The organism is Candidatus Clostridium helianthi (assembly GCF_045310795.1).
GTDB lineage: Bacteria > Bacillota > Clostridia > Clostridiales > Clostridiaceae > Clostridium > Clostridium helianthi.
On sequence record NZ_JBJIAB010000027.1, the window covers coordinates 41,841 to 57,714 of the forward strand.

The 15,874-nt window shown below is 29.3% G+C and carries 17 protein-coding genes; 14 read left to right on the plus strand and 3 right to left on the minus strand.

Translation table 11 applies throughout. From position 1 onward, the window contains the following. Nucleotides 1–39 precede the first annotated feature (39 nt). The 9 genes from ACJDTP_RS18425 to ACJDTP_RS18465 all read left to right on the plus strand — a co-directional run bounded on the left by ACJDTP_RS18425 (nucleotide 40) and on the right by ACJDTP_RS18465 (nucleotide 7,764). The gene (locus tag ACJDTP_RS18425; protein ID WP_065417196.1) at nucleotides 40–273 is read left to right on the plus strand and encodes a hypothetical protein; all 234 of its coding nucleotides are present in this window, start codon (nucleotides 40–42) and stop codon (nucleotides 271–273) included. A 13-nt stretch (nucleotides 274–286) separates the two neighbouring features. Next, on the plus strand, nucleotides 287–550 hold the full coding sequence (locus tag ACJDTP_RS18430; protein WP_017210565.1) for a hypothetical protein: 264 nt from the start codon (nucleotides 287–289) through the stop codon (nucleotides 548–550). Between the two features lie 155 nt (nucleotides 551–705). After that, the gene (locus tag ACJDTP_RS18435) at nucleotides 706–1,638 is read left to right on the plus strand and encodes a homocysteine S-methyltransferase family protein (protein WP_406762057.1); all 933 of its coding nucleotides are present in this window, start codon (nucleotides 706–708) and stop codon (nucleotides 1,636–1,638) included. A 113-nt stretch (nucleotides 1,639–1,751) separates the two neighbouring features. Continuing rightward, entirely contained in the window at nucleotides 1,752–2,102 is a 351-nt protein-coding gene (locus tag ACJDTP_RS18440; protein ID WP_406762058.1) for a TIGR04076 family protein, read from the plus strand. Nucleotides 2,103–2,600: 498 nt separating this feature from the next. Next, nucleotides 2,601–4,304, plus strand: a complete 1,704-nt coding sequence (locus ACJDTP_RS18445) for an SWIM zinc finger family protein (protein WP_406762059.1) — start codon at nucleotides 2,601–2,603, stop codon at nucleotides 4,302–4,304. Nucleotides 4,305–4,425: 121 nt separating this feature from the next. Then, nucleotides 4,426–5,244: a MerR family transcriptional regulator gene (locus ACJDTP_RS18450; protein WP_406762060.1), complete on the plus strand. Its 819-nt coding sequence runs from the start codon at nucleotides 4,426–4,428 to the stop codon at nucleotides 5,242–5,244. 232 nt (nucleotides 5,245–5,476) lie between these two features. Then, nucleotides 5,477–6,292 carry an MBL fold metallo-hydrolase gene (locus tag ACJDTP_RS18455; RefSeq protein ID WP_406762061.1) on the plus strand — a complete coding sequence of 272 codons (816 nt, stop codon included), beginning with the start codon at nucleotides 5,477–5,479 and terminating at the stop codon, nucleotides 6,290–6,292. Between the two features lie 133 nt (nucleotides 6,293–6,425). Continuing rightward, nucleotides 6,426–6,683 carry a hypothetical protein gene (locus ACJDTP_RS18460; RefSeq protein ID WP_078115438.1) on the plus strand — a complete coding sequence of 86 codons (258 nt, stop codon included), beginning with the start codon at nucleotides 6,426–6,428 and terminating at the stop codon, nucleotides 6,681–6,683. Nucleotides 6,684–7,134: 451 nt separating this feature from the next. Further along, a complete protein-coding gene (locus tag ACJDTP_RS18465; RefSeq protein ID WP_406762062.1) occupies nucleotides 7,135–7,764 on the plus strand; it encodes an HD domain-containing protein in 630 nt (209 codons plus the stop codon). 122 nt (nucleotides 7,765–7,886) lie between these two features. On the opposite strand, the gene ACJDTP_RS18470 is transcribed toward ACJDTP_RS18465, so the two are convergent. Then, nucleotides 7,887–8,444 (minus strand): DUF5662 family protein, encoded by a 558-nt coding sequence (locus ACJDTP_RS18470; protein ID WP_078115441.1) that lies wholly within the window; start codon nucleotides 8,442–8,444, stop codon nucleotides 7,887–7,889. Nucleotides 8,445–9,139: 695 nt separating this feature from the next. On the opposite strand from ACJDTP_RS18470, the gene trxB reads away from it, so the two are divergent. Continuing rightward, nucleotides 9,140–10,048, plus strand: coding sequence for a thioredoxin-disulfide reductase (gene trxB, locus ACJDTP_RS18475; protein ID WP_406762063.1), 909 nt, complete (start codon nucleotides 9,140–9,142; stop codon nucleotides 10,046–10,048). A 45-nt stretch (nucleotides 10,049–10,093) separates the two neighbouring features. Continuing rightward, nucleotides 10,094–10,579 (plus strand): thiol peroxidase, encoded by a 486-nt coding sequence (tpx, locus tag ACJDTP_RS18480; protein WP_077843333.1) that lies wholly within the window; start codon nucleotides 10,094–10,096, stop codon nucleotides 10,577–10,579. Between the two features lie 240 nt (nucleotides 10,580–10,819). Here tpx and ACJDTP_RS18485 read toward each other — a convergent pair whose 3' ends face one another. Next, the gene (locus ACJDTP_RS18485; RefSeq protein WP_077840388.1) at nucleotides 10,820–11,419 is read right to left on the minus strand and encodes an acetate uptake transporter family protein; all 600 of its coding nucleotides are present in this window, start codon (nucleotides 11,417–11,419) and stop codon (nucleotides 10,820–10,822) included. Nucleotides 11,420–12,112: 693 nt separating this feature from the next. Here ACJDTP_RS18485 and ACJDTP_RS18490 point away from each other — a divergent pair. Next, complete coding sequence (locus tag ACJDTP_RS18490; RefSeq protein WP_406762064.1) at nucleotides 12,113–13,129, plus strand: pirin family protein; 1,017 nt, start codon at nucleotides 12,113–12,115, stop codon at nucleotides 13,127–13,129. 139 nt (nucleotides 13,130–13,268) lie between these two features. Further along, a complete protein-coding gene (locus ACJDTP_RS18495) occupies nucleotides 13,269–13,559 on the plus strand; it encodes a hypothetical protein (RefSeq protein WP_017210553.1) in 291 nt (96 codons plus the stop codon). Between the two features lie 159 nt (nucleotides 13,560–13,718). Here the strand turns inward: ACJDTP_RS18495 and ACJDTP_RS18500 are convergent, their stop codons facing one another. Further along, entirely contained in the window at nucleotides 13,719–14,336 is a 618-nt protein-coding gene (locus tag ACJDTP_RS18500) for a DUF2238 domain-containing protein (RefSeq protein ID WP_406762065.1), read from the minus strand. A 297-nt stretch (nucleotides 14,337–14,633) separates the two neighbouring features. Here ACJDTP_RS18500 and ACJDTP_RS18505 point away from each other — a divergent pair, with 297 nt between their 5' ends. Then, nucleotides 14,634–15,842, plus strand: coding sequence for an aldo/keto reductase (locus ACJDTP_RS18505; protein WP_406762066.1), 1,209 nt, complete (start codon nucleotides 14,634–14,636; stop codon nucleotides 15,840–15,842). The last annotated feature ends 32 nt before the right edge of the window (nucleotides 15,843–15,874 follow it).

The following is a 15,874-nucleotide window of genomic DNA, read 5'->3' on the forward strand; positions in this document are numbered from 1 at the left end:
AAAATTTAAACATACTATTTAGATTAAAGGAGGAAAGGAATGATAAAATTAGGAAATGCACTTATCATTTTAGCATTTATAGCCGCTTTATTTTTTGCTGTTATTGCAATAATTAGAGGGCATAAAGGGATGAAGATGAGTAAACGCTTTGATACATCAGATAAAAAAGTAAAAGTTAGTTATTGGTTACTTTCTGCTATACATATGTGGGTCGGCATTTTGATAACATTATGTTATTTGATTGCCGGTGTATTCATTTTAAATAAATTATAGGAGAGGTGATATAATGGGATTTATAATTTTCTTTCCATTCTTTGCAGCTATAATTGGAATTATCATTGCTCTTATTTGTTTTATAGGAGTAGGTTTGATAATTATCGGTGGTACAGGCATAGGGATGAATAAAATATACTTGAAACAGATGAAAACAAAAGACAGTGCATTAAATTTTTCATTTAATATAGGTTCAATAATTTTAGGAAGCATATTTATATTATTTCCTTTAGGATGTGTTTTATATGGTATTATTTTTTCATTAGCATCAAAATAAGCGTATAAGCAGTGCTTATATAATAAACATAATCGATAGTAGACTTAATATAAAATATTCTATTGCTATATATAAAATTTAATGAGTGACTGTAAGTTAAATATCTAGTCAATGGCGTGAAAATTTTAAAAGTTGAAATGTAAAGAGGAGTATATATGGACTTTCAAACTTGCTTTGATAAAGCTTCATCTATTTTAATGGAGGGAGCTTTAGGAGAGAGATTAAAAAGAGAATTTAATATTAGATTTGATGATAAGGTTGCGATGGCTGGTTTAGTTTATGATTATGATTCAAGACAAGCCATGTGTAGTATTTATAAGGAATATCTGAAAACTGCTGAAAAATATGAATTACCCTTTATTGTAACAACACCAACAAGAAGAGCCAATAAAAATCGTGTCTTAGAATCTGAATTTACTGAAAAAATAATAGAAGATAACGTGAGATTCCTACAAAAAATAAAAAGTAATGCAAAGATAGATATGTTTGTAGGAGGTTTAATGGGATGCAAAGGAGATGCATATAAAGCTAGTGATGTCTTATCAATAGATGACGCAAAGGTATTCCATTCGTGGCAGGCAAATTTATTTAAAGAATCGGGAGTGGATTTTCTATTTGCAGGTATTATGCCTGCGTTGTCTGAAGCTACTGGAATGGCAAAGGTTATGGAAAGTACGGAATTGCCATATATAATTAGTTTTATGATTAGGGATGATGGGCGACTAGTAGATGGAACTACCATTAATGATGCAATTTTACATATAGATAATGCTACAATTAAAAAGCCGATTTGCTATATGGTAAATTGTGTTCATCCAGCAATATTAAAAAAATCTTTATCTTATTCTTTCAATAAAACAAAATTGGTTAAAGAAAGATTTCATGGAATACAAGCAAACACTTCGCAATTATCTCCAGAAGAATTAGATAATTCTACTGATTTGAAATTTTCTGATAGTGCTAGTCTTGCTGATGATATGATGGATTTATATAAATATTTTGTTCCTAAAATTTTAGGAGGTTGTTGTGGAACTGACAATACTCATATAGAAGAAATAGCGAAAAGGTTAAAGGATAAAAAAGTATGAAATCTGCTGCAATTAAAATAAAAAGAAGAGGTCGTCTAATATCTTCTGATTCAAAAATGGCAAATGAGTGTTAAATAATAGTAAACATATAAGTTATAATTTGGAGGGTAATTATGAAAAAATGGTATGATGAAGAGTACGAATGGGAAATTGAGGTAACAGGATTTCTTCGAAGTGACCACACAGAGAGGTATTGCCGAAACGGCGAGGAAGTTGGAGATAAGTATACTTGCACCTATGGTTGTCCTGTAAATAAGGATGGACAAGGTATATGTTCAAAAGTAATGATGATTATGTTCCCAATCATGGAGGCTGTCAGAAGCGGTGGCGATTTAGAGAATATTGGAGGAGATAGAAAGTATAGCAAAGATGTTGTATGTCCAGATGGCTGCGTTATATTTAGAATGACGGCAAAGAAACTTGAAAATGAGAATTTTTATAAAGGGAAGTTTTTCGAATCGTAGTAAGAGTAGAAAATCCAAAAGATTTTGAAGAAGGAAGTTTTATTTTAAGAAAAGTGATTTCATAAAAGGATCATCGTACTTATTAAAATTTAATTTGTACGATGATCTCTCTTTTATCCATGAAATATAGTAAAATGTTAATATAAATCTTTCTACATTCTAGTTCATTTAAATTTGATTATTACTGAAGTATATGAGTTGTTAAAGAGAGCTGTGTCTTATATACTTAATTATAGTGAATTAAAGTAGAAATATGTCCACTTGGAATTAATGGTAGGTATTATAAATATAGAGTTTTAATGAAGTTCAATAGTTTAAGGTAAAAAAGATAAGATGTATGTATTGAGCTTTTGGCAATGGAATAATCAACATAGAAACATTTGAAAATAGTTTGTTTGTTTTATGTTAGTATTACTGTATTTTAACTAATATAGTTAATATAATTCTGACCATTAGTCGTGAGGTTAAAGGTAATAAATAAATGAAGAGAGGGTTCTAATGAATATAGATAATTTTAAAGATTATATAAATAAGACAATTTTGGAAAGAGGTTATGATTATTATATTGATGGAAATATAATTGAAACTTATATGGACGGAGATCATACTTACATATTTGAAGTTGAAGGAAGTGAGGACTATCAGGTTATAGTAACGCTTGATGATAATGGAGAAATAATTAATTCTGAATGTAATTGTCCTTATGATTTTGGACCAATATGTAAGCATGAAGTTGCAGCGTATTTTGAATTGGCTGAAAATATAAACAAAGATATTGATAATAAAGCCGAAAATATAAATAATGATATGGCTAATGAAAAACCAAAAAAGGTAAAGACAAATGAACCAGAAATAAAGAAAGTTTTGAGCAATCTTTCAAAAGAAAAATTAATAGATATCATATTGGATATAACTCAAAAAGATCGAACTTTAAAAGATAGCATTATTGTAAGGTATTCAAAAGGAAATAGTGAACAGGAACTTAAAAAGTGTAAAAAATTAATAGATTCAATTGTAAGAAAGCATTTAGGCAGAGAAGGCTTTATTTCCTATAGAGAAGCGAGCTATTTTGCAAATGATATGGAAGAATTATTAGAAAAGATACGAGAAACAGATGACATAATATTAGCAGTAGATATTGCCTTTTTAGTAATAGATGAGGGAATAGAGGCTTTTCAGTATGCTGATGATTCTAATGGAGATGTTGGAGGTTTAGTTTCAGAAGTAATTGATTTAATGTATGAAATAATAAATGCTAATGAGGATGCAGATGTAGAGATAAAAGAAAAATTATTTGAAAGATTACTAAGCAAAAGTCAAAGTGATATTTTTAGTGGATGGACAGATTATAGAATGGACATTTTGGGATTATGTGTTGAAGTTGCAGCAACAGAGACCCTTAGAAATAAATTAAAGTTAAAATTAGAGTGCTTAATTGATAAAAATTCTAATGACGAGTATATGAAATATAGTAATGAAAGAATGCTTCATGTATTATTTGATATGATAAATAAGTATGGAACTAAGAAAGAGACAGATGAATTTATAAATGATAACTTAAATTTTTCGTCTTTTAGAGAACTACTTATAAATAAATATTTTGAAGAGAAAAATTATGAAAAAGTTATAGAGCTGGCACTAGAAGGAGAAAAAAGGGACATAAAATTTGCCGGATTAATTTTAAAATGGAAAAAAATAAGATATACAGCATACAAAGAACTTTCTATGAGGTATGAACAAAGAGACTTAGCTAAAGAACTTTTACTTCAGGGTAGTTTTGAATATTATAAAGAATTAAAAGAAATCACAGAAAATGAAGCAAGTTTCTATAGTGATTTAAAACAAGAACTTAAAAATCATAATGGTTATCAGGCGAAGAGGATTTTTCTTCAGATAATATTAGAAGAAAATGATTTGGATGAAATAATGGAATATGTAAGAGACAATCCAACAAGTATCGATAGCTATGCAGAAATTTTAATGTCTAAATTTAAAGATGAGGTTATAGAAATTTATAAAAAATACATAATGTTTGAAGCAAGTCGGGCTGCAAATAGAAGTCATTATAAAAATGTGTGCAGAATAATTAAAAAATATAAAAAGATTGCAGGAAAGCAAAGTCAAATCCCAATAGTTAATGAATTAATAGCTTTATATAGAAAGAAACCAGCATTTTTAGATGAACTTAGCAGAATTAAATAAAGAATTAAGACAATATTTTTTCGTAAGATAAAATTAAAATATAAATAATAAAATTACCTCTTGACTTTAACCTTAACTGGAAGGTTTATACTATGATTGTCGACAGGAAGGAGAATTAATTGTGTACACCATTGGACAGTTTTCTAAAATTGGGAGAGTTTCAACTAAGACACTTCGTTATTATGATGAGATCAATCTGTTAAAACCTATGCATGTGGACAGCGATACTCAGTACAGATATTACGCATATGAACAGGTTTTAAAACTTCTTTCTATATCTGAATTAAAAGAATATGGATTAAAGTTAGAAGAAATTAAAGCCATTATGGATAAAGATGATGCTGACTTACTTAAAAAGTTTTTGCAGAACAAAATTGCTGAGATTAATAAGGAAGTTCAAAACAGCTTGAAACTTAAGAATTCTATTGAACAAAAAATTAAGAAGATTGAGTTAGGAGGCAATATTATGGAAGCTAAGAAGGATTTAAAAGTTGAATTGAAGGAAAGAAAGTCGTTAATTGTTATCAGTAGGAGAACAATTACAAGTATGAGCAATATAAGTAGTGTTATAGGAAAGGTATTTGAGGACATCTTCAGGATGAATCTTAAGCCATCGGGGCCAGTAATGACAATTTATCATGATAAGCAGGAATTTGATGTGGAAAATGCAGATTGTGAAGTTTGTGTTCCAGTAAATAGCAGGGTGAATGCAGAGAAAAATGAAAATATAAAAGAACTTGCAGGAGGGATGGTTGCATCCACAACTTTTGTTGGGCCGTATTCAAGGCTTGGAGAAGCTTATGCTAAAGTTGTCAAATGGATTGAGGATAATGGATATAAATATAATGGAGCTCCTTTTGATATTTACTTGAATGGACCTCAAAGCGTTAAAAGTCCAGAAGAATTTGTTACTGAGGTTTGCTTTCCAATTAGTAAATAATATGTAGATGAGCAATAAAAATTTAAGATTTATTTTTAATTAATAAACTAATTATAGTAAAATATAATATAAGTGAAAACAGAGTAACTTTCAATATTAAAATTGGATTTTTAATTTTTAGAAACATTACGAGAAGGTGAAATTATGAAGATATTTTTACGTATGCATCCTAAGAATAGAGTATCCTCTGTGCAAATATAAAATTAATATTGTACAGAGGGGTGCATATTAGATGAATAGATTAAATAAGCCAGTTATTACGAAAGAAACAATCAAAGCAATGGAGGATATGTCGTTTTTCATTCATGCAAAGATTTTTGACGATTTGCTTATTGTTGCACAAAAAGAAACAAATTGTTTTGTATTAAAGACAAGTGAAGGGCTTATAGTGATAGATGCTATTTGGCCATCAAAAAAAGCCTTTGAAGCGATAGTTAATGCAATTAAATTTATAGGATGGGATCCTAATACAATAAAAAAACTTGTTTTGACTCATGGTCATGTAGATCATACAGGGTGTGGAAAATGGTTTATTGATAAATACCATGTCCCAACATACCTTTCCAAAATAGATGATATTTTTTGGGAGGAACATCCAGCAAAACCTGATAGACCAGAAACGTGGAAAGATTATAAAATTGATGTTTATGTTAAGGATGGAGATACAATAACATTAGGTAATAAAACAATCTATGTTTACGGTACTCCAGGTCATACTCCAGGAGGATTAAGCTATATATTTCCTGTAGAAGAAGATGGCAAACTTCATATGGCAGCATTATGGGGTGGTACTACACCACCATGGGCAAAGAATGAAGTGAAAGAATATATCAAATCATTGGATTATTTTATTAGTGAAGCAATGAGTAAAAAAGTAGATGTGGCTTTAAGTAATCATACATCTATAGATAATGGATTGGAGCGTATCACATATTCAAAAGTAAGAATGGACTACATGCCGAATATTTATATCATCGGACAAGATGGATTTAAAAATTACTGCCAAGTATTTAAGACATTAAGTTATGATGCACTAGAAAGATTGTGAGTTGTAACATGAGATCAATGAAGTTAAATTTTTATTAGTGCAAAACCTTAAAAAGTTGATATATGTTTTTAATATCACATTATTCAAAACAATATATGAATAGTGTGATATTTTTTTGTTATGGAGGTATAACATGATTCCTTTTATAATAATTTTTATATTTACCATTCTAAGCACAATCTACATAGATAGATTAGTAAGCATTAAGTTTCGAGATGAAAGAAGATCTGTATGGAAAGCTATACATATAGTTGCTTATATAATAATATTTATTCCTTTGCTGTGTATAGCATACTTAGTATCTGACGGAAACTTAATTGAAATTGGAATATTGTTTCTTAGCATATTATTATATTTAAGCTTTAAAAAATATAATAAGCCAGGGATTTAATTATATGGCATAGCATAATTTAAATCCTGTTAAAAATAAACAAGTTTTCAAAGTTTCCATTAAAAATTCTTTTAAAGAAACATAGTTTCAAACAAAACTTTTTTACAATGTAAAAATGAACGAATTTAAGAATAAAAAAAGTTAACAATTTATTGGAAACATAAGGGCTCAGAGATGTTAAAAAGCTTTTGAGAAATAATATAATCTAAAAATTTAGAGGATGAGATATTTATTTTTGGTGTGTTTAGCGATAAATATAAATGATCTAATTAATATTTAATTCGGTAAATAAAAAATGTACTACTAGAAAACATAATAGTATAACATTTACAAAACATGCTATAATTTACTTATAAACAAACATCATATTCATAGAGTATTAAATAGTGATTTAAGCAACTGAAATCAGAATAATAAATTAGAATTTATATGATACATTTAGGAGGATAATATGTTTCCAAGTAGAGAAGTGGCTGAAAAAGAATTAGAAATAGCAGGACAATTAAATCAAGGACCATGGACAGAGCATTCTATAAATGTTGGATTAGCAGCGCAAATTATTGCTAAAAAATGTAGTGATCTTAATCCAGACAAAGCTTATGTGCTAGGACTTCTTCATGATATAGGTAGAAGATATGGCATAAGTGCAAGAAGACATGGCATTGACGGATATAAATTTATGTTGGAAAAGGGTTGGGGTGAAGTAGGAAGAATTTGTTTGACACATTCATTTCCGATTCCTGATTTTGATAAAGAAATAGGACAAAATGATATGAGTGATGAAGAAAGTAAATTTGTTAGAAAATATATTAATGATTTAACCTATGATGACTATGATATATTATTAATTCTTTGTGATTCACTTGCGGACGCTCAAGGATTTTGTATGTTAGAAAAGCGATTTGTTAATACTACAAGACGCTATGGAACTTTTCCATTTACTGTAGAACGTTGGAATGCAACATTTGAAATGAAAGAATATTTTGAAAAGCAGATGAATTGCTCTATATATGATATTCTTCCTAATATAAAAGAAACTACATTTATGGAGGCGCCATTATGGAAACCACCAGTAAAATAGAAATAGATAATAACAAAGTGGTTGAAAAAATACATCTAAAAGTAAGCCTGGATTTGCATTCTACAAATCCCAGCTTAGAAGAGGTTGTAGCCATATTGGGGAGCAGCTCAAAGAAAAATAAACTAAAGTGTTTTACTATAAAATTTTTCTGTATTTTTCAGAATGTTGTTTTTAACATATGAAAAAGTTTTGTCTTCTCCTTCATTGGCTAGTTTATTAAGCAAATTTTCTAAAAGAGCACGTACATCTTCATGTAATACATAATAATGTTTCCTATTTTCGTAATAACTAAGAGGACTTTCATCAGTATATTTTTCTTTTAAATAATTTTTTGAAGCACAAACCCTGTCTATAAACATTTCTACAACATAATTAACAGGCATTTTCATTCCTTTAAGACCTTCTACTTCATTTACTCCATAATCAATCCAATACTCGAAATGATGCTTATTTCTACCCTTATGATGTAGCCATGCTGATGAATATCCTTCAACAGCTTTTTGAACACCATTAGGACTTGCATACCCCTTATAATACTTTATTCCAGCTGAAAACTCTACAAACGAGTACTTTGATAAATCATGAAGGAATCCTTGTTTATATAAACCTACTTTAAAACAATATTTCATAACTAATAGTTTATGGTTAGTTATAGTTTTAAAATGATTAATAAAATTCATAATTATTATTTTCTCCTATCTGAAACTAGGCTTATGTTTAAATCTACTGAAGTAATACATATTTTTACTTTGAAACACTGTTAAGATACTTAGCATAAAGATATATTACCAATTTCGGTGAAGTTATATTTATAGGCCTAGGCTATAGTTTTCCTATATATTTTGCAATTCACAATGCACATTTCACAATTCACAATTACGGATAAAATTCTTGTAGTATTTTTAGAATTATGATGAAGGATTATTTTTGCAATATATATATTATATATTTTTTGTGTTTAAACATAAAGAATTAAAACTCAGAATAAGAATAATGAAAATATCTAAGAATTATAGATAACTAAACTAATACCTGAACTTATGAGTGTGCCTCACCGAAATGAATAACGCACTTTTGTTCCAAAAAGCTATGAAAATATATTTATGATTTCTGATTGAAAGATATTTCATAGTCTAAGTATAGTTTATGATTATTTTATCTATACGCAATAATTTTTTAATAAATATCAAATTTTTTATTGCAAAATAGTTGACTTATTATATCATTAAAGCTAATATAATATTATAAAATAAAATATAACAAAATTTAATTTTATAAAATTAAATAATTAAATTTATAACAACTTAGTGGAATTTTTATAAATTGTATATTATCAAAGAATATATAAATGATTAGTAGGAGAGGTGTTGGTAATATGAAAGATATTATTATAATTGGAGGAGGACCAGCTGCCCTTACAGCAGCATTATATGCAGGTAGAGCCGGATTAAATGCATTAATGCTTGAAAAACAATATGAAGGTGGCCAGATAGTTACTACAAATGAAGTGGAAAATTATCCTGGTTTTCGCAGCATAACAGGGCCAGAACTTGCCAATACTATGTATGAACATGCAAAAGATTTTGGAAGCATTATGGAATATGAAGAAGTAATAGATATAAAAGTTGATGGAGATATAAAAAAAGTTATAACTGGAGTGAATACTTATGAAAGTAAGGTCATAATCTTATCAATGGGTGCAAAGCCTAAAAAATTAGGAGTTGATAGAGAAGAAGAACTTACAGGTAAGGGTGTATCATACTGCGCTACTTGTGATGGAGGCTTCTTTAGAAAAAAAGTAGTTGCTGTTGTAGGTGGTGGAGATACAGCAGTAGAGGATGCACTTCATCTTTCGAGAATTACTGAAAAAGTGTATGTAATTGTCAGAAGAGATTCACTTAGAGCAAATAAATCTGCACAAAAAAAGTTGTTTGAAACAAATAATGTTGAAATAATCTGGAATAGTGGAGTTACAAAACTTAATGGAGAAGAAAAATTAAGTGGTATAGAAATTAAAAATAATAAAGATGGTAAGATAGATAATTTAGAAGTTAATGGTGTTTTTGTAGCAATTGGAAGTGATCCATCGTCAGAATTAGTTAAAGACTTAGTAGCTTTAGATAAAAATGGTTATATTATTGCAGATGAAAGCTGTAAAACAAACGTAGATGGTATATTTGCCATAGGAGATATTAGAACAAAAGAAGTTAGGCAAGTACTTACAGCTGCTGCTGATGGAGCCGTTAGTATATATGGGGCAGAAAAATATTTGATAAACCACTAAGAAAATAGTTAAAATATAATATTAATAATTTAGGAGGAATGAATTATGAAAGTTAAATTTCAAGGAAATGAAGTAACATTAGAAGGAAGAGAAATTAAAGTCGGTGATACTGCGCCAAACTTCGTAGTAACAGATAATGGTTTAAATGCTGTTAATTCAAAAGATTTTACAGGAAAGAGAGCATATGTAAGTGTTCCATCAATAGATACACCAGTATGTGATCTTGAAGTAAGAAAATTTAATGAAGAAGCTGGAAAATTAAATAATGTAAAGATATATGTAGTATCAATGGATCTACCTTTTGCACAAGGAAGATGGTGCGGAAATCAAGGCATTGATGCAGTACAAACATTATCAGATTATAAGGATAGGAGCTTTGGTAAGGAATTCGGAACTTACATTAAGGAATTAGGTTTGCTAACAAGAGCAGTATTTGTAGTTGACGAAAATAACAAGGTTACTCATGTAGAATATTGTGAGGAAGTAACATCAGAACCAAATTACGAAGCTGCTTTAAACGCATTAAAATAAAGTGAATTTTATTTGTGCACAGAGATGTTATTATAACTATGCATCCTTTGTGTACCTATAAGATGTCCTCTAAAGAAGAAAAAACAATAAAGATTAAAGTTCTCTAATATTATTTGTATATAGGAGAACTTTAGTCTTTATTTTTATTCTAAATCTCAGGTTACTGTTGAACCTGAGATTTTATTTTATGTATACATTTACTTTTTAGTAAATAGATTAGTGCAGTTAAAGTGACGATATCTATTTAATAATTGGACCTGGTGAAGGGTAGATTTGTCTACCAAAAGCGGTATTAACAATAATTGCAGCGGCAAGATAAATTCCTAAAATACCTGCTATTAATAATCCAAAGGCAGGTATATTTGAAAAAATCTTTGGTAATACTCCTAAATCAATTAGAGAAATACAGAGCGAAGATAGATCTAAAGCAAAAACGATTAGGGATAACACTAATGGTGTTTTGAGGAATGCTGGTGTCCACATGATAAGTGAAATACTAAGTACTAACCATGCCCAACCATCCATGCGCGTATCTAGAGAAATTCCGTTAGTTACTGCATTAAATTTAATGAGCATTTCAATTCCGCCTGTTAACATAAAAAATGCACTAAAGAATAAAAATGTGTTTCCCCCAGTAGTATTGCCACCTTTTAAATCGATTAAAGCAACTACAACTTGTACGACAAAACCTCCAATAAGCCAGCATCCAAGAAGTGGCAAGGCTCCGCTTGTTACTCTTCCTGATAATAAGGCAAAAAAGCAGAAACTTGCTACTGCTAAAGCAACTAGGCCTGCGGGACTAGGATTAGACCATTCTTTTGTTCCGTTTACCTGGTTCAATATGATATCCTCACTTTCATATATTATTTTAAAGTTTGGAGAAAAGATTATTTTTCCATCCTTTAAAGATAATTATATAGAATATATTACAATTAATCAACATTTTTCGAGCAAAATTGTTAATTATTTATCACCTTTAATAACCTTTTTTTACTTTATAAGTTAATAAGATAATATTTGTATCGAAAAATACTAATACATGAGTTTAACCGCCATTTCATTAAAATTTAGAAGGAAAATTAATAATATGTAATATCAAATAATTCTATAGCAATATCGTTCATTTACGATATTGCATAAAAAGCGTGAAATTTATTGTTAAAGTTTTCTCAATTCATTTTATTAAATATAAATGGCTCAACATTTCAGATAGACTTACGGACTTTGCAAAGAATATGTATACAGTAGAGAAATTTTTCCTATATACTAAGTATTAATAAAATGCAATAAATTATTAGAAGCAATATACAAATAATGAAAGCTGTGCTATAATTTTATCGATAAATAATAATCATTATCAATTAATAAAATTTATAAGCTTTGATTGATTTTACAAAAGTAACATATAATAAAATGGAGAAAATTTAATCAATATATTTTTTAAAAATTAGATAATTCTAACTTGATTGATATTATAGGGGAATTATTAAAGACTATTTATAAATTATATGAAGTATCAAGGGAGGTTACGAAATGGAAAAAAATAATATACTTAAAATAAGCAAGCTAAGTTCACAGTGGCAGACAAGTGATCCTTTTATATTTTGTGCACATCATAAGGATGCTTATCCAAAGGGCAATAGTGAGATGGGACCAGATGCATCTTTGTATGGAAGAACTATTGGAAATGACTTTAGAGGAATTGATGGATGGAACATGTATCATGGAGATACCATTCCAGGCTTCCCTCAGCATCCTCACAGAGGGTTTGAAACAGTCACAATAGTTCTAAATGGATATGTTGATCATGCTGATTCAGCTGGTGCTACAGGACGCTATGGAGCTAATGATGTGCAGTGGCTGACTGCAGGTAGAGGCTGTAATCATACGGAAATGTTCCCTTTAGTTAATACTGAAAAGGAAAATCCACTAGAATTATTTCAAATCTGGCTCAATCTGCCTAAGAAAGATAAATTCGTTGAACCACATTATAAAATGCTTTGGGCAGAGGATATATCCGTTATAAACTCAAAAGACAATAATGGAAAAACAAGTACTGTAAAAATTATTTCTGGTACTTATAATGGTACTAAAAGCTTAGAACCTTCGCCTAATTCATGGGCAAGTAAAGAGAATAATCATGTAAGAATATGTATTATACGTATGGAACCTGAAGCAAGTATAGAACTTCAAAAGGTATCTTCAACATTAAATAGAACTATTTATTTCTATGAGGGAGAGACAATACGGATTGAAGGAACTGATATTGATGTTTATAATAGTGTAAAACTTACAGGTGATGAAGTTGTAAAAATAGAAAATGGTGCTAAGGAAAGCTGTATTCTGCTTTTAGAAGGAGAACCTATTGGAGAGCCAGTTGTAAGTTATGGACCTTTTGTTATGACATCAGATAAAGAAATTATGGATGCTTTTGCAGACTATAAGAGCACTGGTTTTGGGGGCTGGCCATGGGAACGTGACGATTTTGTTCACCCAAGAGAAAAAGGAAGATTTGCACAATATCCTGATGGAACAACAGAATTTAGATAATATCTTTAAAATAAAATATTATTAATAATCTATAAGAAAAAAATTTAGAAACAATATACAACTCATGAAAATTATGCTATAATTTTATTAACAAATAATTATTATTAATTAATAAAGTCTTGTGAATGGAGTGAGATGTATGAAAACAATGGATAGTTTTAAATTCTTTTCAAGATTTTCTGAAATAGATGGAATGAAAGATGTAGATGCTAGCAATAAAGTTTTGAGAAATTTAATAGATTATGATGATGAGGTTTGCTTAGGACAAAGACAAGTAGGCGAGAGAAGTTACCATATCTTTTATTTAAATAAAAGACAATTTTGTGTTTACTATCATGGTGGCGGTACAGATGCAATGTGTTGTTCAAAGAAATTAGATGATGTTCTAGGGTATGTAAACAGCTTAAAGCCTGAAGATTTCAAAAATTAATAAAATCAGATTCCGAAAGGAAGCCTTAGGCTGTCGATAACTTCGACAGCTTTTCATTTATGTATAAAGAAAAAATTAAAGGCGTCTAAATTTACTAGACGCCTTTAATTAATGTGCAAATATAGACTATTTATCTTAAAGATATAATTAAAATCTATTTTATAGATTGTCAGAATCACCAATCACTTCTGATGAAACTTTAAAGTTTACTTTAAAATTTTTGTAAGTGTAAATGCTAGTAAATAGGGCGCCAATACTTCCGCAGATAATGTCTCCCATAGTATCCACTAGACTATTATTTTGGCTTCTAAGTCCAAATAATCTGTCAGTTGTAAACTCGTAAATTTCCCAAACTCCAGCCATAGCTATTGCAAAGAAAAGGCTAAAAAGGATAATTGTTTTTATATTAAGCTTATTTGTTTCATTTTTATTTATAAGTTCCAATATTAACGAACCTATATAGAAGAGTATAACCCCTGACGACAGATGTTCTATTTTATCAAGATAAGGTATAAATGAATAACCTTTAAATTCATTAGCAAAAAACATAGTAACAAAAATAAATGCTAAAATAGAAAATCTTAAACCAGTCGAAATTGGAATTCTACTTTTCTTTATTAATACTTTTATAACAGTTAACACTAGGATTATTAATATGGGTTGAAGTGTTCTTTGCATATCGCCCTTAATAAGAAAATAAATAGAACAAATTACAGCAAGAGCACATAAAAACAACTCAAAGTAGTCATTGAAACCATAGTTTCTTTTAGTTTTCATTTTCTATTCTCCTGTCTTAGAAATTTTTATTTAATATCATACAGTAATCAGATTTCTACATCTTATTTTAAACTCAGCAGTTGCTTTACTAGGATTTTGAATGTATTATTTATCATTAAAGCAGTTTACTGAGGGGTAACAACAATATTATACTAAAATTAATTAACAATCAATTATATTTTAAAGTCAGATTTACCACATTTTTCTTAACGAAAGAATATTAAATCAGCTATTGGCAAAAAGTTCAATTTGTTATAATATACATATATTATATAAATTGTTGATGAGGTGGTTGCAATGATGGGTTCTGTTGAGGAATCTTCAAAAATGAAATATAGAGAAGATAAAAACGGAAATAAGTTATCAATATTAGGTTATGGCTGTATGCGTTTTACTAGAAAAGGAACCAGCATTGATATAGATAAAGCAGAAAAAGAAATTATGGAAGCAATAAATAACGGTGTGAATTACTTTGATACGGCTTATGTTTATCCAGGTAGTGAGGCTACACTTGGGGAAATTTTAAAAAGAAATAAATGTAGAGAGAAAATATTTATTGCAACAAAGCTCCCACATTTTATGGTTAAGTCAAAGAAGGATTTAGAAAAGTATTTTAAAGAACAATTAAGAAGACTCCAAACAGATTATGTTGATTATTACCTTATGCATATGCTTACTGATGTGCAGACTTGGAACAGATTAAAAGCATTAGGAGCAGATGATTGGTTAAAAGAGAAAGTTCAAAATGGGCAAATTCGTAATGTTGGCTTTTCCTATCATGGAAATACAGAAACTTTTATTCAGCTACTAGAGGTTTATGATTGGGACTTTTGCCAGATTCAATATAATTATTTAGATGAACATAGCCAGGCAGGAAAAAGAGGATTAAAGGCTGCTAATAAAAAAGGTCTTCCTGTAATTATAATGGAGCCATTACGTGGTGGAAGATTAGTTAATTTATTACCTGAAAAAGCTAAGAACATAATAAAGGAAAATTCAAAGAAACGTACTCCAGCAGAATGGGCATTTAGATGGCTTTGGAATCAGCCTGAGGTTACATGCGTATTATCAGGAATGAACTCACTTGAAATGCTTCGTGAAAATATAGATATTGCAAGTAATGTGGAGGTTGATGAATTCACAAAAGAAGATTTTGACTTAATAGAACAGATTAAAAATGAGCTAAATAGAAATATTAAAGTTGGCTGCACAGGTTGTGGATATTGTATGCCATGTCCTAAGGGGGTAGATATACCAGGAACTTTTCATTCGTATAATCTTATGTACTCTGAGAATAAAAAGTCAGGCAGGCATAATTATCTAATGTGCACTGCAGTGCGTAAAAATCCAAGCAGTGCTTCACAATGTGTTGAATGTGGTAAATGCGAAAACCATTGTCCACAGCATATAGAGATTCGAAAAGAACTTAAGAATGCAAGCAGAGAGCTTGAAACACCTGTATATAAAATTGCAAAAACAGCAGTGAAATTATTTAAGTTATATTAACATTATAGAAAGTCATCCAGTGAAATGGATGG

Coding starts and splice junctions, on each gene's coding strand:
- ACJDTP_RS18425 (WP_065417196.1), top strand. CDS start 40: ATGATAAAATTAGGAAATGCACTTATCATTTTAGCATTTATAGCCGCT.
- ACJDTP_RS18430 (WP_017210565.1), top strand. CDS start 287: ATGGGATTTATAATTTTCTTTCCATTCTTTGCAGCTATAATTGGAATT.
- ACJDTP_RS18435 (WP_406762057.1), top strand. CDS start 706: ATGGACTTTCAAACTTGCTTTGATAAAGCTTCATCTATTTTAATGGAG.
- ACJDTP_RS18440 (WP_406762058.1), top strand. CDS start 1,752: ATGAAAAAATGGTATGATGAAGAGTACGAATGGGAAATTGAGGTAACA.
- ACJDTP_RS18445 (WP_406762059.1), top strand. CDS start 2,601: ATGAATATAGATAATTTTAAAGATTATATAAATAAGACAATTTTGGAA.
- ACJDTP_RS18455 (WP_406762061.1), top strand. CDS start 5,477: ATGAATAGATTAAATAAGCCAGTTATTACGAAAGAAACAATCAAAGCA.
- ACJDTP_RS18460 (WP_078115438.1), top strand. CDS start 6,426: ATGATTCCTTTTATAATAATTTTTATATTTACCATTCTAAGCACAATC.
- ACJDTP_RS18465 (WP_406762062.1), top strand. CDS start 7,135: ATGTTTCCAAGTAGAGAAGTGGCTGAAAAAGAATTAGAAATAGCAGGA.
- ACJDTP_RS18470 (WP_078115441.1), bottom strand. CDS start 8,444: ATGAATTTTATTAATCATTTTAAAACTATAACTAACCATAAACTATTA.
- trxB (WP_406762063.1), top strand. CDS start 9,140: ATGAAAGATATTATTATAATTGGAGGAGGACCAGCTGCCCTTACAGCA.
- tpx (WP_077843333.1), top strand. CDS start 10,094: ATGAAAGTTAAATTTCAAGGAAATGAAGTAACATTAGAAGGAAGAGAA.
- ACJDTP_RS18490 (WP_406762064.1), top strand. CDS start 12,113: ATGGAAAAAAATAATATACTTAAAATAAGCAAGCTAAGTTCACAGTGG.
- ACJDTP_RS18495 (WP_017210553.1), top strand. CDS start 13,269: ATGAAAACAATGGATAGTTTTAAATTCTTTTCAAGATTTTCTGAAATA.
- ACJDTP_RS18500 (WP_406762065.1), bottom strand. CDS start 14,336: ATGAAAACTAAAAGAAACTATGGTTTCAATGACTACTTTGAGTTGTTT.
- ACJDTP_RS18505 (WP_406762066.1), top strand. CDS start 14,634: ATGATGGGTTCTGTTGAGGAATCTTCAAAAATGAAATATAGAGAAGAT.